Source organism: Paenibacillus sp. FSL W7-1287, from assembly GCF_038004245.1.
GTDB lineage: Bacteria > Bacillota > Bacilli > Paenibacillales > Paenibacillaceae > Pristimantibacillus > Pristimantibacillus camelliae.
In genome coordinates this window covers 3,966,656-3,987,753 of the sequence record NZ_JBBORD010000001.1, presented here as the reverse complement: position 1 = coordinate 3,987,753, position 21,098 = coordinate 3,966,656, and the positions used below count along the sequence as shown (strand labels likewise).

At 44.9% G+C, this 21,098-nt stretch carries 11 protein-coding genes; 7 read left to right on the top strand and 4 right to left on the bottom strand.

The genetic code is table 11. The features are described from left to right. Nucleotides 1-175 precede the first annotated feature (175 nt). Entirely contained in the window at nucleotides 176-7,912 is a 7,737-nt protein-coding gene (pulA, locus tag NSQ99_RS17965; protein WP_340838259.1) for a type I pullulanase, read from the top strand. A gap of 538 nt (nucleotides 7,913-8,450) precedes the next feature. Here pulA and NSQ99_RS17960 read toward each other — a convergent pair. From NSQ99_RS17960 to NSQ99_RS17945, 4 genes are all read right to left on the bottom strand, one after another. Next, nucleotides 8,451-9,443 carry a cation diffusion facilitator family transporter gene (locus tag NSQ99_RS17960; RefSeq protein WP_340838258.1) on the bottom strand — a complete coding sequence of 331 codons (993 nt, stop codon included), beginning with the start codon at nucleotides 9,441-9,443 and terminating at the stop codon, nucleotides 8,451-8,453. A gap of 282 nt (nucleotides 9,444-9,725) precedes the next feature. Then, the gene (locus NSQ99_RS17955) at nucleotides 9,726-9,905 is read right to left on the bottom strand and encodes a YjfB family protein (RefSeq protein WP_340838256.1); all 180 of its coding nucleotides are present in this window, start codon (nucleotides 9,903-9,905) and stop codon (nucleotides 9,726-9,728) included. A gap of 337 nt (nucleotides 9,906-10,242) precedes the next feature. Next, nucleotides 10,243-11,076, bottom strand: coding sequence for a carbohydrate ABC transporter permease (locus tag NSQ99_RS17950; protein ID WP_340838255.1), 834 nt, complete (start codon nucleotides 11,074-11,076; stop codon nucleotides 10,243-10,245). Further along, the gene (locus tag NSQ99_RS17945) at nucleotides 11,076-11,966 is read right to left on the bottom strand and encodes a carbohydrate ABC transporter permease (RefSeq protein WP_251667571.1); all 891 of its coding nucleotides are present in this window, start codon (nucleotides 11,964-11,966) and stop codon (nucleotides 11,076-11,078) included. Before NSQ99_RS17945 ends, NSQ99_RS17950 begins: the two co-directional genes overlap by 1 nt. Before the next feature lie 150 nt (nucleotides 11,967-12,116). Between NSQ99_RS17945 and NSQ99_RS17940 the strand changes: the two genes are divergently transcribed. The 6 genes from NSQ99_RS17940 to NSQ99_RS17915 all read left to right on the top strand — a co-directional run bounded on the left by NSQ99_RS17940 (nucleotide 12,117) and on the right by NSQ99_RS17915 (nucleotide 21,078). Then, nucleotides 12,117-13,934: a sensor histidine kinase gene (locus NSQ99_RS17940; protein WP_340838253.1), complete on the top strand. Its 1,818-nt coding sequence runs from the start codon at nucleotides 12,117-12,119 to the stop codon at nucleotides 13,932-13,934. Next, nucleotides 13,927-15,570: a response regulator transcription factor gene (locus NSQ99_RS17935; protein ID WP_340838251.1), complete on the top strand. Its 1,644-nt coding sequence runs from the start codon at nucleotides 13,927-13,929 to the stop codon at nucleotides 15,568-15,570. The genes NSQ99_RS17940 and NSQ99_RS17935 overlap by 8 nt, the downstream gene beginning before the upstream one ends. 130 nt (nucleotides 15,571-15,700) lie before the next feature. Further along, a complete protein-coding gene (locus NSQ99_RS17930; protein WP_340838249.1) occupies nucleotides 15,701-17,011 on the top strand; it encodes an ABC transporter substrate-binding protein in 1,311 nt (436 codons plus the stop codon). Nucleotides 17,012-17,452: 441 nt separating this feature from the next. Then, entirely contained in the window at nucleotides 17,453-19,540 is a 2,088-nt protein-coding gene (locus NSQ99_RS17925; RefSeq protein WP_340838248.1) for an alpha-galactosidase, read from the top strand. A gap of 453 nt (nucleotides 19,541-19,993) precedes the next feature. After that, entirely contained in the window at nucleotides 19,994-20,356 is a 363-nt protein-coding gene (locus NSQ99_RS17920) for a hypothetical protein (protein WP_340838246.1), read from the top strand. Nucleotides 20,357-20,559: 203 nt separating this feature from the next. Next, the gene (locus tag NSQ99_RS17915; RefSeq protein ID WP_251667577.1) at nucleotides 20,560-21,078 is read left to right on the top strand and encodes an SRPBCC family protein; all 519 of its coding nucleotides are present in this window, start codon (nucleotides 20,560-20,562) and stop codon (nucleotides 21,076-21,078) included. Nucleotides 21,079-21,098: the final 20 nt, after the last annotated feature.

Genomic DNA, 21,098 nt, shown 5'->3' with positions numbered 1-21,098 from the left:
TCTACTATTATATTTTATGAAAACGATTGCACAAACTTCCGTGTGATACATATGAAACTCCTTAGAACATGCCGCTAAACACCATAGTTTCCGGCGAGTATTAAGCGGCACTCGTCATCAATTAATGCAATCGTTTGCGCAAATTATCGAAAAATGAAGAACGGAGGAGTGCTATATGTTTAACGTACAGAAGAAATGGGTGGCTGTGCTTTCGATTGTTGCATTATTATTATCATTGTTTCCAACATCAGCTGCCTACGCCGAAGCTGAAGTGGCTGCAGAAGATGAAACGTGCGGCTACATTACAGTGGATGGCTTAAAGGACGATCTGTGGAATAGTGTGCCGACCCTAGGCACGTCAGCATCAAAGGGCTGGAATGATTTCCACATCGATAACCTGAAGCTGACGAATGATTGCACCTATTTATATTATTGGATCGACGGTGTGAAGCTGGATAATTGGGGAGAAAACGGACTCTATCTTAATCTGGCAATATCAATCAATGGTGGACCTGCAGCTGATGTTGATGTGAATGCTCCATGGGGCACAGGCTTTAACTTTAGCGCTGCAGAGGAACTGCCAAGCTATCAGGTCGTGAGCCGCATTAAGAACAATAATGAGCTTAACGGCGCAGCGATATACAAGACAGACAATTTAAATGAACCGATTGCTTCAAGCTGGGGAGAAAGTAAGGGTACCCAGTTCGCCAACGCCATTGATACGGGCTTCGAGGGTCGTATTCCTTTGTCATTGCTAGGTCTAGCAGAAGGTGACTCGATTAAAGCGATAGCTGTGCTAAGCGGAAATAATGACCTCGAGCATGGCGCATTCGATGTCATTCCTGAAAGCGCAAACAATAATATTGCGCAATCCTGGAACGTATCAGCAGAACCAAACACACAAGCTGAATATACTACATCATACAGCATTAGCTTTCAAGCACCGGAGCTTGTACTGGCAAGCTCTGTACCAGCAGCAGGTGAACACAATGTAAGCACTGAGCTATCAGAAATACGGTTGAATTTCTTAGGAGAGCTAGTCTGGGATGATGCAAGCCAGCTGCCAGTATTGCAGTCTGCCGACACAAGCGTTGCTGTTGAAGCGGGCATAGATGAAGGAGCTGTCATCATCAAGCTTCTTGAAAAGCTTAGCTATCATACAACGTATACGATGACATTGCCTGCTGGATCGATAAAAAATCTAGCGGAGGATAAGACCATTACATTTACAACAGAGAAGGACCCGAGCACAATGAACACTTACAATATTCACTATTACAGGTTGGATGGACAACAAAGTCAGTGGGATATTTGGACGTGGGATGATGTTAATGATGGTAGAGAGATAGATTTTACGGGTACGGACGAATTGGGATTTGCAACAGTAAGCCTTACAAGTGATGCCCGTATAATTAATGTGATTACACGTCCTGGTGATTGGAGTACACAGGAGGAAACACGCATCATTACCATGCCGCAGGGGCAGCAGAGTGTTGATGTTTGGCTTATTCAAGGGGATGAAACAGTTTATTACAATGCAGAGGACGTAGATCTATCTGCAAAGGTTCAAGCGGCATTTATGGATTCACTAACGTCGATTAATGTCACGACAACTGAAGAGCTGCAGCCTGAACAGCTGAATGGATTTTATGTTATGGAGCAGGCAGAGCAGGTGAGCGTTGCGGTGAAGCCTGAGAAGCTTGGCAAGCTTCTCTATCGTCTAACGGTTGACGAGGATGCGATTGACGTTACGAAGTTATACCGAGTGGGACACTCCTCACTCAATAGCACAGAGCTAGTGTTTCGTAACGTGCTGAACGACCAGAAGTTTTATTACGGCGGTTCAGACCTCGGGCTTACCTACCATACGACTGGCAGCACATTTAAGCTATGGGCACCAACTGCTACTGCTGTATCCGTTGCTATCTACGACGAAGCAGGTCAGTATAATGCGGCTGGCAAAGTAGAGGATCATACAGGTGGCACCGAAACGATTCTTGAGCGTAGCGAACAAGGCGTATGGTCAGGCACGGTCAATGGAGACTTGGCAGGACAATATTATATGTACCATGTGCAATTTGCAGACGGCAGCAGTCACTATGTCGTTGATCCTTACGGGCGTGCGGTAGCAGCTAATGGGGCAAGAACGGCTATCGTCAGCTTGGAAGCGACTGATCCGACAGACTGGAGCAACGATCAGAAGCCAGCATTTATGCAGCCGACGGATGCGATTATCTATGAGCTGCATATTCGAGACTTTTCCATTTCTGAGGATTCAGGAGTAAGTGAAGCGAGTCGGGGCAAATATGCCGCATTTACAGAGTCTGGTCTCGTCGATGAGTTTGGACATTCGCTCGGTATTGATCATTTGGTGGAGCTGGGCATTACACATTTGCATCTGCTGCCAGCCTACGATTACCAGACGGTCAATGAGCTGACGGTGAATGATCCTGCATCCACGAATCCGAAATTCAATTGGGGCTATGACCCGCAAAACTATAACGTACCTGAAGGCTCATATTCGTCAGACCCAGCTAATCCAACAGCAAGAATTACTGAATTCAAGCAAATGGTTCAGGCGCTTCACGAGCGAGGCATTCGCGTCGTCATGGATGTTGTATACAATCATACGTATTCGATCGAGGATGGACCATTCAATAAAATTGTGCCTGGCTATTTCTATCGTACGAACAGCAATGGCTCCTATTCCAACGGCTCTGGTGTAGGCAATGAAATTGCGACCGAGCGTCCAATGGTGAGGAAATATATTAAGGACTCCGTAAATTACTGGGCACAGGAATATCATATCGATGGCTTCCGCTTCGACCTTATGGGGATTATCGATACGACAACGATGGCTGAAATTACGCAGGAGCTTCATCAGGAGGTTGATCCGTCAATTCTAATCTACGGAGAGCCGTGGATGGGTGGCTCTACACCGCTTCCAGGAACGGATCAAACGCTGAAGGGTTCACAGAAGGATTTGAATTTTGCTGTATTTAACGATCATTTCCGATCTGCCATTAAAGGTGATAGCGATGGAGCTGGCAAAGGCTTTGCAACAGGGGACTTAGAAGCAGGCAACATCGATGGAATTCTGAAGGGGATCATCGGTGCAACGACTGATTTTACGAACGCACCAACGGAGACGATCAACTATGTGACCGCTCACGACAATCTAAATTTATGGGATAAGGTGTTACGAACTCAGAATTTGTTTGAAGAGCTCAATATGCTGTCCATTACAAACGGTGAGCTGAATAACGGCGGTAATGTAGACGATGCAGTAGCAGCTGCTAATCCGTATCGATATGTTGATCAGGAGGACGTATTTGCTAATGAAACGGTAAAACGCTCACTTCTTGCTAATGGTATTGTGCTGACTGCGCAGGGCATTCCGTTTATTCATGCGGGTGATGAGCTGCTTCGCAGCAAGTATGGCGATCATAACAGCTATCGCAGCCCGGATTCAGTGAACAAGATTAATTGGGGCAATAAAGCAAGCTTTGCGGATATCAATGAATATTACAAAGGATTGATTAAGCTTCGCACCTCCCATCCAGCCTTCCGTATGACGACGAAGGCAGAGGTCGATGCGCATCTAAATGTATTCGAAAGTGCCAATGGTGTTGTCGCCTATACATTAGGCGAGTATGCCAATGGAGATGAATGGAAAAACATCGTTGTTATCTACAATGGAGCAAGTGAAGCACGCAACATTAAGCTACCTGCTGCAGGAGAATGGAATGTAGTCGTTAACGCAACCTCTGCAGGCACAGCTGTTTTGTCAAAGGCAACGGATAGTGTAACGGTTGACCCGATCTCAATGATGGTGCTTTACGATGAAGCGACGGAGGATACGTCCATTCCAACAACGCTAGAGGTAAAGCTTGCGAAGAAAGCGATGGAAGCAGGTAAGGATATGATCGCTACTGCTGTCGTGAAGGATCAGCGGGGCCGCATCATGACAGGAGAAGAGATTACATGGAGCTCCTCGAATGAAGGCGTAGCGACGATAACAGATAGCGGTAGAATTAGAACGTTGAAGGAAGGCACAACGACGATTACAGCGTCAGCCGGTGAGCTAACAGCTTCTGCTCAGTTAATTGTCGCTTCATTAATACCAACTGAGCTTGTTATTCAAGGGGAAGACATGGTCTATGCTGATTTTACGTCGAAGCTTACGGCGACAGTTAGAGACCAATTTGGCCAAGTAATGAGCAGCCAGCCACTGAAGTGGACGTCGAGTGATCAACAGGTTGCAAGTGTCGATAGTACTGGAATCGTTACTGGTGTGTCACCTGGTCATGCAGTTATAACCGCTGCGATAGGAGACATCAAGGCTAGCTTCACGGTTGAGGTCAAGTCGTACGTGAAACGCTATATCCAATTTGAATATGAGCGAGAGGATAAAGACTATACAGATTGGGACCTATGGGTATGGAATACAGGCGTGATAAATGATGCGATTCCATTCACTATCGAAGCTGGAAAAGCGATTGCTTTAGTTGAGGTTGCACCTAATGTCACTCAGGTTGGCTTTATTGTACGAAAAGGAAACTGGTTAGAAAAGGATACGGAGGCTGACCGATTTGTAAATATTAGACTGGATGAAAGCTATGTCGTCGTTAAAATTACGAGTGGGCAGGCAGAATTCCTTCAAACACCATATATAGCAGGCCCAATAATCGAAGGAAATGATGTTACCTTCTACTACCGCAGCGAAGAGCTATATCGTAGTAATGAGCACCATCGTATTTCAGAAGTGAAGGTGAAGCTTGGCGATAGAGAATATTCAATGACGTACGATGTAGTAGGTGAATACTACAGCTATACGTGGCAGGATATGGAGGAAGGAGAGTACCCGTACACATTCCTCGTTACGATTGATGGTGAAACGATCGAAATCGTAGATCCGAAAAATAATGTGGATGGTGTATCGAAAATTATTTATCAGCCGATCAAAATTGAATTGAGTGCTTCGATTGCGCCAGACAGCTTCAATTACAATACACACAGCCTGCTGACGATTGAAACGGACACGCCGAAGGAGCTAATTAGCAGTATTTATGCTGATTTGACTGCGCTGGGCGGCCATGAGCAGGTGCCGATTGATAAGGAGCTGATGGCACTAACGATCTCAGTCACTGATGATGTCACTGCAGGTGTCAAATCGATTCCAGTAACGATCATTGACAGGAATCAAGTGGAGCATCAAACCTCTGCTGAAGTAACGGTGAACGCTCGACAAGTTAGTGGAAAGCATGACTTCGATTGGGATGAAGCACGCATTTACTTCATGCTGACTGATCGCTTCTACGACGGAGATGAGAGCAATAATGATCCGAATGGCGAGAGCTATGATACAGATCATGCTCAGACGTATCATGGCGGGGACTTCCAAGGTATTATCGATAAGCTGGATTATTTAGAGAAGCTAGGGATTAATACGATATGGATTACGCCAATCGTTGACAATGTGGACTGGAATGTAGGTCATGGTCAGCCGTGGCAATATCAATATGGCTACCATGGCTACTGGGCAAAGGATTTCACGAAGCTCGATGAGCATCTTGGAGATTTGGATACCTTCAAGGAGCTCATCGACAAAGCGCATGATCGTGGCATTAAGCTGATGGTAGACGTTGTGCTTAACCATACAGGCTACGGAATGGATGCTGAGGATGAGCGGCTGAATGTGCCGAACTATCCAACAGAGGAAGAGCAAGCGGTGTTCAGTGGTATGATTCGCAATCCAGCAGGAGCGGGAGATCTACATGGTGAGTTAGCCGGACTGCCAGATCTTCGCACAGAGGATGCGGCCGTTCGTGAGCAGATTATCGCGTGGCAGGTTGATTGGCTAGAGCGTGCACGTACTGAGCGGGGGGACACGATTGACTACTTCCGGGTAGATACTGTAAAGCATGTCGAGCCGACGACGTGGACACAGTTCAAAAATGAGCTAACGAAAATTGAGCCTCAGTTTAAGCTAATTGGTGAAGTATTCGGCGCATATGTCGATGACCAAAGAGGCTACCTAGGCTCTGGGATGATGGATTCGTTGCTTGATTTTAACTTCAAGTACATTGCGCGTGATTTCGTGAACGGCAGCGTTGATTCTGTAGAGGAAACGTTACAGGCTAGAAATGAAAAGCTGAATAATGCTGCAACGTTGGGTCAATTTTTAAGCAGTCATGACGAGGACGGCTTCCTCGTCACCTATGCGAATAATGATGAAAGTAAGCAAAAGATTGCTGCTTCACTGATGCTGACAGCTAAGGGTCAGCCGGTTATTTATTACGGCGAGGAGCTTGGCCTGTCTGGTAAAAATGCCAATTTTGATGAGGGCAATTATGGCGATAACCGATACGATATGCCATGGGATGAGCTAGAGGAACGCAGCGATATGCTAACACATTATCAAAAGCTATTAGCTGCACGCAGCCAGTACTCTAAAGTATTTGCCAAGGGCACTCGTACAAAGTTAGCTGGTGGCGACACTGATCAATACATCGTGTTCGAGCGCGCCTACAACAACGATGAAGTGTATGTAGCGATCAATGTTAGTGATGAGTCGCGTAATGTAACGTTTGAGGTGGATGCGAAGGCTGGTGCTATATTGACAGAGCTGTACAGCGGCAATCATATCGTCGTAAGTCAGGATAGCACCGTTACACTCGAGCTTCCTTCTCGCATCAATGGCGGAACAATCATACTTGCGAATCCAGCTGTTGTAAGGCCAACTCCAACACCACCAATTCCAGCACCGAATACAGGTGAACCTACTGGCAATGATGGTCATCTGACGATTAGTGACGAGCATTTGAATGGGGATTACTATGACGTTCGTTTGAGCTTGTCAACGTCAACGAACACGATAGCGCTTGATCCATCGAAGCTTCATAAGCCAGTGCGCTTGCTAGGAGATAGTTTCTCGGTTGTGATCTCTGTCGAGCAGCTCGAAGCATGGGCTTCACAGACTGGTAAAATGACCGTTACACTAACTGCAGCGGAAGTGAAGCAGCAGCTTGATTCAGCAGCCAATGCAAAGCAGGCACAGCTGAGTGCACAATCGCCAATCCTTGAGCTTACTTTTGCCAATGAGCAAGCAGACAAAGCGCTTACAGCCATTAAAGCTGGCTTTACGCTAAGCTTTACAGCAGGTAGTGGTGATGGTCTGTTGACGAACGTGTATCAGCTGCTTAAGAATGGAACACTGCAATACGTACCTGCGAAGAAGGCAGATGGACAGTTCACAGTGTCTGCAGCTGAAGCGGGAAGATATGTGCTAATCCGCTATGAGAAGGTGTTTGCTGATGTTACAGCAGAACATTGGGCATCCAGCCTTATTCAGCAGGCTGCGGCTAAGCAGTTCATAGAAGGAAAGAGCGAGAATACCTTCGCTCCGAACGATACGATAACGAGAGCAGAATTTACAGCAATATTAGCTCGCATCTTAGGATTATCCCCTGATGGCGCGGCGCCGTTCATTGATGTTGCAGCTAATGCATGGTATGCGCCAGCGATTGCAGCCGCATATGAGGCAGGTCTAGTAAATGGAGTCAATGACCACAGTTTTGCGCCACAGGCAGGCATCACCCGCGAGGAAATGGCCGTGCTGCTTGTACGCGCATTGGACTACAAGAAGCAAGGGGCATTGGGAACAGCTTCGCAGGATGCAGTTGGTCAAGGAACCACAGACGGCACATCATCCGTAGTGATTCCACAACACAACAGTGTATTGAACTACGAGGATGCAGATCAGATATCATCATGGGCGATGGAAGCTATCCGTAAAGCAACAGAAGCTGGCATCATGCAAGGTAAAGGCAATCATCATTTCGACCCAAGAGGACAGTCAACAAGAGCGGAAGCTGTCAAAGTGTTACTAGCCCTAGAAGCTCAGCAATAAAGCGCGGCAAAGCTAAGCACAATAAAGCAATAAGCATGTCGACTAAAACAACCAGCACAATAGCATCTGCTTATTCTAAGTAAATGGAGCAGCATTGAAGGGTGAATTCACCCCAATGCTGCTCCTTTATTATGTAATGAAGATGGCCTACGAAGTGACGCCTACAAACCACCCCAGCGGAGTAAACGGTCAAGATTCGCAATGAAGCGACGCCAAAGAAGAGCTCCAGCGGAGTAAGCGGTGAGGTTCCAGCTACAAAGTGACCCCCAAGAAGCCGCTCCAGCGGAGTAAATGGTGAGAGCGTAAAAGCGAAGCGTTTGCCTTTGCCCTCTGATTTCTACAAATAATAACCTTCTAGAAATCAGAGGGGAACAGCAATTGCAGCCTCACCGTTTTACGGAGCGCTGAAATCAGAGGGGAACAGCAATTGCAGCCTCACCATTTGCGTAGCGCTGAAACCAGAGGGGAACAGCAATCGAAGTCTCACTATTTACGGAGCGCTGAAATCAGTGGACAACAGCAAATGAAGCCTCACCGTTTACGGAGCCACCGGACACGGCTCATGCACCATCACTGACGTTTCAATTTGAAACGTGCTATGCGAGATCCCGAACTGCTCCTCCACAAGCTTAATCGCACTCCGTAGTACCGCTTGCTGGTCGGCCTCATCCTCTATGACAAGATGACAGCTAAGCGAATCCATATTCGACGTTATCGTCCAGATATGCAGATCATGCACGTCAATAACATGAGGCAAATTAGACAGCTTTTCAAGTACAGCCTGCTGATCGATTGACGATGGTGTCCCTTCCATTAAGATATGCAAGCTTTGCTTCAATACGCCCCAAGCACTGCGCAGAATGAGAAGGGCTACGATAACGCTAATAATTGGATCAGCGTAATACCACTCAAAGCTAAGCATAATGATCCCTGCAACAATTGCTCCGATTGAGCCAAGCGCATCGCCAATTACGTGCAGGTAAGCGGAGCGCATATTCAGATTATGCTCGACATCCCCTTTTTTCATAAGAAAATATGCAGATAGTAAATTAGCCGACAAACCGATGCAAGCAATCCAAATCATCGTTCCACTAGCAACAGTAGGGGGAGCGCTAAACCGCTCGATCGCCTCCATAATAATGAATGCAGCGACAATAAATAACGTAACAGCATTCAGCAAAGCAGCCAGTATCTCAAAACGATGATTGCCGAAGGTGCGCTTAGGTGTAGCTGCCTTTGCTGCTAAGCTAAATGCAATGAGGCTAAATAACAGTGAGCTGCTATCACTAAGCATATGACCGCTATCTGATAGCAAGGCAAGACTATTTGTCAGCAATCCTCCTACAAATTCTAGCACCATAATACCTGCTGTAATAACTAGTGCAATAATGAGTCCAGTACGGTTGCCGTCCACAGGTCCATGATGATGATGCAATCCATGATGGCTGTGATTATGGTGATTGTGAGAGCTATGGCTGTGACTATGATTATCGTGACATTGATTGCTGTGATGTCGATGTTCTTCTGACATATCATTTCCTCCTCAATCAATCGATCATTGTAATAGTGTTGGTTAGTCTTGTTTGTATCATGTATGATATGAGACCCAATAGATCGATTAAATACTTATAAATTTATTAGTTGTTGTTACTATTAACTATATATGAACACATGCTCATATATAGTTAATCATAAGAGAGAAATATTGTCAATACGTTCTTACTTGTCTAGCCAGCCATTTTAACAAGAGTCGTATATAGAAAAAAAAGAGCGCCCAATCAATCGATTGAGACGCTCTCGCTACAGCTTACTATTACACGCGAATATTAAGCTTGTTCCCTAGATTAGGATCAAGACTACCTTCTAGCACTTTAGTGATCAGCTGGGAAGCCATGTCCTTATTCTGATCCAATGATTTTTTCAACAAGCTAACTGAAACTTCCTGCTTAACAGAAGCTAGGCTGTTGGAGACTGATGCTGCTGCGATATCCATCCATTTCACCTCTTTGCATTGTTATTTGTGCTACAAAAAAAGCAGCTAGGTCTATAAGAAGACCTAGCTACTATATCGACTTGTTTGCTTGAGTTCATTATAGAAAACAACCATTCATTGTAACCAGCGGAGTAATGGGCAGGTTCGGCAACGCAGCAACACCCACGAAGACACCCCAGCGGAGTAATGGTGAGAGTGGAAAAGCGAAGCGGTTGCCTTTGTCCACTGATTTCTACATTAAAAATACTTCTAGAAATCAGTGGATAACAGCAATTGTAACCTCACCATTTACGTAGCGCTGACAACAGCAATTGTAACCTCACCATCTACGGAGCCCTTACCCTTTAACGGCGCCTGCTACAACGCCCTTAACGATATACTTTTGCAGGAACATAAACACGACGATTGAAGGAAGCACCGCCATAACCATAGCTGTCATCGCATACTGCCAGTCAGAAGTATATTGACCCACGAAGGTATAGGCAGCTAGCGTTAACGTCTTAGTATCCGGAGAGCCGTTTACGAGCAGCAATGGAAGCAGGAAGTCGTTCCAGATCCACATGACGTCAATAATAACAATTGTCGTTGTTACGGACTTAAGCAACGGGAAGATAACGGAGAAATACAATCTAAAGCCTGATGCGCCGTCAATCGTTGCACTTTCATCAATTTCTTTTGGAATCCCCTTCACGAAGCCGTGGTAGATAAACACCGCAAGCGGAGCACCAAAGCCCCAATACAGCAATCCGAGACCAACCGTGCTTTCAGACAAATTCAACTGATTCGCCAGCTGCACAACGCTAAGCATGATGGACTGGAATGGAATTAGCATTGGCATAATACATAGCATGTAGATCAGAATGCTCCAGCGAGATTTCGTACGTGCGAGCTTATAGGCTGCAATCGATGACACGAACACAATACCTGCTAAGCCAAGAACAGTAATCACTAGATTGTTCGTGAACAGTTTTGGATAATCGATAAACTTCCATACATAGGAGTAGTTCTCGAACATTAATTTCTCCGGTAGCGCAATAACATCGCGCATGACTTCACCGAATGATTTGAAAGAGTTGTTGATTGCCAAGAATAATGGGTATAGAAACAGCAGTGATGCAAGAAACATAACGATTTCTAGTATGATTCTGCCAATCGTTTTCCGTTTTTTCATTATGCTTCAACCTCCCTGCGTTTGAACAATGTAAGCTGAATAATGGTAATGACCAATACGACAACGAACAGAACAATTGCCTTTGCTGTACCGTAGCCGAATAGGTTGTTCTGGAACGTATCGCGATAAATATCATACGCAACGCTGTAGGTCGTTCCACCTGGACCACCGGCAGTAAGTGATAGAATAACATCAAATACTTTAATGGAGTTTGTTAGTGCCATAAACACACTTATCGTAATCGAAGGTGCGAGCAGTGGTAATGTTATATTGAAGAAGCGACGAATCGGCCCAGCTCCATCAACTACAGCTGCTTCCTTCAGATCATCAGGTACGGATTGCAAGCCAGCGATATAGATAACAAGATAGAAGCCGACGGATTGCCATATCGATACGAGCAGTATGGAGATAAAGGCGAGCTTTGGATCACCTAGCCAGCTTAGCTCGAAAATGCCCCAGCCTGTACTTTTACCTAGAGACTCGAAGCCTTGCATGAAGATAAATTTCCAGATGAAACCAACGATAACTAGACTTAAAATATACGGTATAAAAAATGCAGCCCGCAGCCATGTCGTTGTTTTTAGCTTCATATTAAGTAATAGTGCAAGCAGGATGGCGATCACATTGATCAGAACAATGTAAAGCACCGTATATTTGATCGTAAACCAAGATGCTTGTGCGAAGTTCGCATCTCCCATAAAAATTTGCTTATAGTTTTCTAGTCCAACAAATTTTGGTGAGCTAGAGATCCCGTTCCATTCCATTAAGGAGTAACGAATCGTCATAAAAAATGGAATATAGAAGGCGACAGCAATACAGATGATGACTGGTATAGTGAACAGTCCAAATTCTAGCTTGTCATTCCCTTTTCTACCTAAAAACTTGAACATAAGGCACCTTCTTTCTTGTAGTTCGTTGCATGATAACGTTATATTACTTATTATAGAGAGCAGTCTTGAGCGGCTGAATGGATTTTAATTATCAGTTAAGGGTAAAAAAGTGAACCAACGGTAAAGTATGAAAACAGGAGGTCATAACGTATGAGAAGCATCAAGAGATTGCATGAATGGGCAACTGGCCGACTTGTTAACAAGCTCAACCTATTGTTTTCAGCAATTATTATTTTAGTGGTAGGCAGCTTAACGCTAATCTCCTATCAGATGCTGCAAAAAGAAGCGATCGGTCATAGTATTTCCAGTACCTCGAACAACTTGAAGCTTGTTAATCAGAATCTGGAGGACTACGTGAAGGAGATGGAAAAACGATCGCTGCCTCAAAGTAATTTTGACGAGCTAAGCTATGCATTCGTGCATGAAGCGGAAAGCTACTCCTCGAAAATGCTTATAGAGGAATACTTGCGAAGCATTTTCTATAACGAGATGGATCTGGAGGGCATTTATTTATACCTTTTTAACTCTGGGAAATATTACGAGGTGAAGCGTCTTCGCAACGACATTACGATATCGACGCATGAGGACACGAGTCCAATCGAGCAGCCGTGGTATGAAGAAGCATTGCAGAGTCAGTTCAATCGTTCCTATCAATCACTTGAATTTACAACGATTGAAGACAGCTATCATGCACGTGCGGAGCAAGGCTACTTCGCTTACCATCGTGTGATGCGCTCTATAGCGACCAGAACGCCACAGGCCGTCATTTCTTTCTACTATAATCGCACCGTTTTTGATGATATTGTAAAGGATATTCCGATTGAAGGAGATGAGCAGCTGTTCTGGCTGAGTCCGACGAATGAGCTGTTTATGGCAAGCAATCAGGACACATATAAGCAATTGGTTGATCATCAAGTGATCGATGCACTGACCGATGAGCACGATGGACAATACTCATATACGATAGACGATCATAAGTATTTGGTGATTTACAATATTGGGGATAAGGAAGGCTGGAAGCTCATTAAGCAAATCCCCTATACTCAGATCAATGCGAGCGCGAAGCAAAGTTTGCAATTCAGCTTATTAATCGGGATCGGCTTTCTCGTGTTGGCTGTCCTGCTAGTGTTCATATTTGCTAGTCATATTACAAAGCCGCTCATTCGACTGTCCACGCAAATGAAAAGGTTTAGTGCAGGGGACTTTGATGCAACACTAGAGGTAGTCGGCACGGACGAGCTGGCATATATTTCGCACCGTTTCAATTCGATGGTTCGTCGGACAAATGAGCTTATTAATGAACGGTACAAGCTGAAGCTCGCTGAAAAAAACGCAGTGCTGAAAGCGCTAGAGGCGGAGATCAACCCTCACTTCCTGTACAATGCGCTGCAGGCTATTTCCACTAAGGCTCTGAAGAATGGACAGCTGGAAATCGTCGACATGGTCGATTCACTCGCCATGTCACTTCGATATTGTATAAGCGGAAGTGATATTGTTACAGCACAAGAGGAGCTGAAGCATATCGGTCATTATTTAGCGATACAAAAGGCTCGATTCGGCGAGCGCTTAATCGTTAATATGGATGTGCCAGAAGCGTTAACGACAATCGATGTACCGAAGCTTTCTATACAGACACTGGTGGAAAATGCGGTCAAGCATGGACTGGAGAAGGTATCAACTCCTGTTACCATAAACATTTCCGTACGTTCAGAGGAGCATCACGTGACGATAACGGTAGAAAATAACGGTCCTGCTATCGTGCAGGAGAAGCTAGCGGAAATTAGACACTGGCTTGCACAGGACTGGGAGGAAGCGCTATATAAGCAGGAAAGCATTGGCTTAGTTAACTTAAATGCTCGTCTTAAGCTGCTTTACGGCAATGAGTCAAGGCTAGAGATAGAAAGTGATGAGAACAGCACGAGAATGATCATTATACTGACAAGAGGAGGCAGCAGGGGAAATGATTAACGTTATCATTATTGATGATGAAGAGCCGCTTCGTGAAGCCATTAAAATTTTGGGGCAATGGGATGAGCTTGGAGTCTCCCATATATATGAAGCGAATAACGGCAAGGCAGCATTAGAGCTTCTTGCCCAACACCCAATTGACATAGCACTCATTGATATGAAAATGCCTGAAATGAATGGCAAGCAGCTGCTACAGGAACTAGAGCGAAAGTACCCAAGGCTGCTTACGATTGTAATAAGCGGCTACGATGATTTTGAATACACGAAGCAAGCGATACGATCGCGAGTTGTTGACTATCTGCTAAAACCAATCAATCGTCAGGAGCTCAATCAATCACTGCGCAAAGCAGTCGATCTAATGGAAGCGAGACGGAAAGAGGAAGAAGAAAGCATTCATCAAAACATTACGCTGAACATGTCATTGCCGAAGCTGAAGGAGAAGCTGTATTTATCGCTTATTGATCGCAGCTATACGAGCTACTACAATGAGGACCTGGTGAAGCTTATCGGTGTTGATCAACCCAATCAGCTACTAGCAGCAGTATCGATCTATATGCTTAACATGAAGCAGCTGGCGAAGCGACGCTTTAAGGAGGATATTGATCTGCTTCATTTTGCAGTGACGAATATTGTCCACGATATTACATCAAGCTATTTTCAAAGCTTCAGCTTTGCTAATCCGAAGCGTGAGCGGGATATTATTACGATCCTAACATTTGAGGGCAGCTATCGTGAGGATATGCTCTACAAGCTCTATCATCAAATGAATAAGCTCAGTACAACGCTCAGAGAGCTATTCCAGCTAGAGGTTGTTATTGGCATAGGCTCTCCAGTTCACAATATTCAAGAACTAACCGTTAGCTTTGATCAAGCAAAACGTGCAGTGATGAAATATGATCTAAAGCGTGAATACAATAGTGGAGCTGTGATGAAAAGTGACGATGCGCTGGAAGGGAATACGTCAGAGTATCAGTCTGTGCTTACACGTCTCAACCAGCTAAAGCAGGCATCGGAAGCGGGCAGAGCGATGCAATCCTTCTATCAATACCTCGCTGGGCAGCTAGAGAAAGCAGAGCAGTTTACACTCGGACAGTCAGAGAAGCTGCTTGAAGAGATGATCATTATGTTTAATGATGTAGCGATGGAATTCGGTGTAGCGTCTTCGAAGCTGCCTATTGGAGCAGATGAACCGCTTCGTGTGCTTGGTATCGATGGAGATTATTCCAACACCGAGCAGCTGGGCTCTATTCTGCAGCAGCTTGTGCAGGTGTATAAGGAAATGATCGACCAGGAGCAGCAGCAGGACACTAGCTTTAAGATTCAAGATATTAAGAAGTATATTGATCAGTATTATTACGAGGATATTAAAGTCACGATGTTTGCAGAGAAGTATTACTTAAGCCGAGAGTATTTGATGAAGCTTTTCAAGCAGCAATATGGAAGAGGAATTCATGAGTATGTGCAGCATGTGCGCATGGAGAAGGCGAAGGAGCTGCTGGCAGATGAGCAGCTCAAGGTGCAGGAAATATCCGATATGCTAGGCTATAAGGATAATAATTACTTCAGCAAGGCCTTTCGCAATCGGTTCAATATGACGCCCTCTGAGTATCGTCAGTCACTAGAGCCGAAACTGTGAAAAAGTGAAATGTATCCTGATCGAACACTTTTTTACCCTTTTTTCTTCACTTATATACATTTTTTGCTGAATGAATTTTCATTAGAATGAAGGTGTAAAGAACATAACATTTTTGATTGGGGGCATTCAAATGTTTAAGAAATTTTCCTCGCTGGCCGTAAGCTTGGTGCTAGCTGTAGGTCTGCTATCCGCATGTGGAAGCAGCAACAATGACAATTCCGCAGCGAACACTAACAACCCAGACGGAGCTGGAGATGCAAAGGTAACGATCAATATGTTTACCGCTTCACCAGAGTATACCGAAGCATTTAACGCTTATATCGAAGAATACAAAAAGGTTAAGCCGAACGTAACGATTAACCTTGAAATTATGCAAGCCGACTACAACACTGTACTAAAATCTAAAATTTCTTCTGGACAAACTCCAGATGTATTCCAAACAACAGCAGGCGGTGACATCGATACATTTGCTGAATATAGCGCTGATTTGACAAATGAGCCGCTAGCGGCAGCGATGACAGATGCTGTTCGCACAAGCATGACATCAACTGACGGCCGTGTGCTTGGATTGCCTGTAAAAGGGAATCTAATGAGCTTGGTTGCTAATATGGATCTGCTTAATCAAGCGGGCGTTACTGAAATTCCCCAGACGATTGCTGAGATGGACGATGCTATTGCTAAGCTAGAAGCTGCTGGTATTACACCGTTCGCGAATGCTTATAAGGAATGGTGGGTATGGAAGCATATCTTCCAACACTATGTAAATGCAGCTGCTGAGGATGCTGGAATTTCTGCACAGGAGCTAGTTAACCAATTTATCGCTGGTACAACAACGTTCCAAGAGCATTCAGTACTTTACAACAACTTCTTTGAGTTTATCGACAAAACCGTTACACATGGTACGAACAAGCCGCTTGAGCGTGACAGCAATGCGCAAGTGAGTGACTTCGCTACAGGTGAAGCAGCATTCCTAACAGGTAAAGGTGCTTGGGATGAGGAAGCAATCAAAAAGATTACTCCAGATATGAACATTCAAATCGCAGGCTATCCTGTAAGCGACAAACCAGAGCAAGCAACAATTGCAACAGGTGCTGACCAAGCGCTTCGCATTAACAAGGATTCTAAAGTTGTAAACGAAACAATCGAGTTCTTTAACTGGCTGTACACTTCTGACTACGGTAAGAGCTGGTTCTCTGAAGTAGCGCGTGTAATTCCACCAATTAAAGATGCTCCGCTTCCAGATCTTGATATGCCGAAGCAAATGGATGAGATTCTGAAAGCAGGTAAATCTGGTGAATTGTCCGTTAACTACTCTTTGGATACATTCCATCAAAAATTCGGTGAGCTAATGCAGGCATATATCGGTCAAAGCAAATCTAAAGATCAAGCGATCGATGAAATTCAAAAAGCTTGGATTCAATTCGGCTCATCCGCACAATAATAGCTAGCTAAATGAGAAGGTTGCTTCAGCAGCTCTAAAAAACAATGACTCAGTACGATTGTGCTGAGTCATTGTTGTATCTAGGCATGGTAAAAATGAAGTAAATGACGTGTATCTAGGTATCGTAAAGAGTGAAGTAAGTAACGTGTATCTAGGCATGGTAAAAAGTGAAGTAAGTAACGTGTATCTAGGCATGGTAAAGAGTGAAGTAAGTAACGTGTATCTAGGCATGGTAAAAAGTGAAGTAAGTAACGTGTATCTAGGTATGATAAAAAGTGAAGTAAGTAGCGTGTATCTAGTTTGTTAAGTGCTTAATAATTGGCGAGTAGTTTTGCCTAGTGGTAATTAGTGAAGTTTAGCGAATCAAGTAGGCAGTAAACATAGTGGCTTCTTATGCCATCACTTAGTAAAACATTATTAGTAGTGGAGGGGAATTATATAATGAAGGAACAAATGATTACGGTAGAAGAGCAGGGCTTGCACCTTGTCTTTCGTGTATCTGAAGAAGGAGATGTTTCGCTTCTTCATATCGGCACCTCTCAACTGGACATGGAGCTGATCCCTAAGGATAAGATTGCGGGCTATCGCATGCTAGAGCTGCAGCTGACAGGAGAGGATCGTGCAGAGTATCATGGTCGCTCACATCGCGCTTCGTTTCCTGGGCTAAGACTCATCTACCGTTCACATGAGGATAGCCGTAATGCACAAGGAAGAAAGCTAGTAATTACGCTATATGATCCTGTAACAGCCATTACTGTAGAGCAGCATTATCAATTCTATGGAAAGACTATACGCAGCTGGTCTACTGTACTCAACTCGGGCAGTGAAGGGGTTGCTCTAGAATATATTTCATCCTTCGCATTTACAGGATTCGGCAAGGAAGGCAGCCTCGATCGGAGCGATAAGCTTAAGCTGTATATTGCGCATAGCGGCTGGCAAAGTGAGCTGCAATGGCAAAGCTATACATTGCCTGAGCTAGGCTTGAACCATCTGGCAGATCGCGGCTCCAAGCGATTAGCTTTCAGCAACACAGGTTCATGGTCCTGTGCAGAAACGGTGCCAATGGCGGTGCTGGAGAATAAAGAGAACAACACAGCTCTATACTGGCAGATCGAGCATAACGGCTCGTGGCATTGGGAGCTCACCGATCAAGTGGATCAGCTGTCATTGCTAGTCGGAGGGCCGAACGAGCATGACAATCATTGGTGGGAGAAGCTAGAGCCTGGCGAAAGCTTTACGTCAGTGCCTGTATCCTTTGGTATAGTCGAAGGCGGTTTCGAGGAAAGTGTAGCGGAGCTTACGCAATACCGCAGAAGCATACGTCGCCCTAACGAGGATAATGAGCTGCTACGTATCATATTTAACGACTATATGAATTGTTTATGGGGAGCGCCGACTACAGAGAAGCTGCTGCCGCTCATTGATGCTGCGGCAGAGGTTGGCTGTGAGTATTTCTGTATCGATGCAGGCTGGTACGCCCCTGGCGAATGGTGGGATGGAGTTGGTCAGTGGCTGCCTTCTATTGAACGTTTCCCTGAAGGAATAAAGTACGTGCTGGATTACATCCGCGATAAAGGTATGATTCCCGGACTGTGGCTTGAGATCGAGGTCATGGGCATTCATAGTCCGAAGCTTGAAGAGACGGATGATAGCTGGTTCTTTATGCGTCACGGTAAGCGAGTGAAGGATCGAAGCCGTTATCAGCTTGATTTCCGCAATCCAAAAGTGATCGAGCATGCGAATGAAGTGATTACTAGACTCGTAGAACAATATGGAGTCGGCTACATTAAAATGGACTACAACATTAATGCGGGCATAGGGACAGAAACCGATGCCGATAGTGTAGGTGCTGGCTTACTGGAGCATAATCGCGCCTATCTGAACTGGCTAGATCAAACCTTCGAAAAGTACCCTGAACTCGTTATTGAAAACTGTTCGTCGGGCGGTATGCGAATGGATTATGCAATGCTTAGCCGCTACAGCATTCAATCGACTAGTGATCAAGAGGATTATGTTAACTATGCAACGATTGCGGCAGGCGCACCTGCTGTGCTGACGCCAGAGCAGGCGGCAGTTTGGTCCTACCCTTTACGTGAAGGAGATGATGAAGAAGTCATCTTCAATATGGTCAATGCATTGCTGCTGCGTGTTCATCAAAGTGGACATTTAGCGGAGCTCAGCAAGCCTAGACTTGCTCTCGTGAAGGAAGCGCTAGATTACTATAAAGAGATCCGTCCGCTTATTAAGGAAGCTATTCCATTCTGGCCACTTGGATTGCCTGATCATCAATCGGAATGGGTGAGTGTTGGGCTCAGACATCAGGAGCGTAGCTTCATCGCTGTTTGGCGAGTGAGAGGCGAAGCACAGTCTGTCGTTCTTCCGCTTGCTGGAAGAGGCTTCGAGTCCAGCGATATTCGCATTGCTTATCCAGAGCAGCATGGCAGCGAGCTTAGCTGGAATGCTGAAAAGCAGGAGCTGACAGTAACGATGCCCCAAGGTAAAGTAGCTCGGCTAATTGAGTTGACATAGCATGGTGAGATATTGTAAAAAGCACCGCCGAACATGAACTTTGGCGGTGCTTTTCTACGTGAGTTAGAGCGTACAATTGCGGTGCGGTACGAGGACATATGTTAATGTGTGCGTATTGTTGTAGCGTGTAGCTGGGGCGTATTTGTGTGAAAAAACATATAAAAAGCTCGTAGAAGCAGAGGAATGACGCGATTTGTGTGAAAAACCACCCAAAACACAAAAAATGGCGCACAACTGGACCGTTTTGTGTGAAAAACCACCCAAAATGCTCGAAGTAGCGGGAAGGAGGAACATGTTGTATGAAAAACCACCCAAATCACAAGAAATAGCGTACAACCGCCACTTTTTGTGTGAAAAACCATCCAAAAACCATCAAAGTAGCACACAACCACTACGTTTTGTATGAAAAACCACCTAAAACGCTCGAAATAGTGAGTAACTGGACCGTTTTGTGTGAAAAACCATCCAAAAACCATCAAAGTAGCACACAACCACTGTGTTTTGTATGAAAAACCACCCAAAACACTCGAGGTAGTGAATAACCAGCGCGCTTTATATGAAAAACCACCCAAAGCACACGAAATAGCGCCCAACCACTACGTTATATATGAAAAACCACCTAAAACGCTCGAAATTGCGAGTAACCACCGCATTTTATATGAAAAACCACCTAAAACGCTCGAAATTGCGAGTAACCACTACGTTTTGTATGAAAAACCACCCAAAGCACACGAAATAGCGCCCAACCACTACGTATTATATGAAAAACCACCCAAAAACCATCTAAATAGCGCCCAACCACCGCATTTTATATGAAATACCACCCAAAATGCCTCTAAATTTCGCACAACCACCACGTTTAGTATGAAAAACCATCCAAACCCGTCTGCAGCAGCATCGATCTAGCTCTAGCAGTTTTCGTAGCCGCTTTTCGAGCCGTCATATAACATACATTTGCGTTAACCTGACCTTATTCGTTATGATGGGATTAGCATATACGTCTAAGAGGAGATGAATAGATGTTTTCGAGAGCAAAGCTAGGTAAGATTAGCTCCAAGGTTAAAGGGCAATCGTTGTTTTTAGAGCAAGTATTTCCAGCTTCACGGGAGGAAGTGTTCCAAGCTTTTATTGATCCTGAGCAGCTTAAAGAATGGTGGGGCCCGAACGGTTGGGAGCTAACCTTTTGTGAGATTGATGCAAAGCCAGACGGATATTGGCATTTCTGCATGACGTGCACGGACAAAAGCAAGGAGTACGTAGGGCAACAATCCTGGGGGAAAGCGATCTATGTCGAGATGGACAAGCCGAATCGCATCGTGTACCGAGATTGCTTCTCGAATGAGGCTGGCGAGATCGATCCAAGTCTTCCAGAATCGATCGTTGTGTTAGAGTTTGAGGATCAAGCGAAATTTACACGTGTAAAAAGCGAGGCTCGTTATCCTTCTCAGGAAGAGCTAGACTCCGTGCTAAAAATGGGGCTCGTTACAGGCATAACAGAAACATGGATGAAGCTAGATCAATTTTTGAGGAAGAAATAATTACATAGAATACACTTACA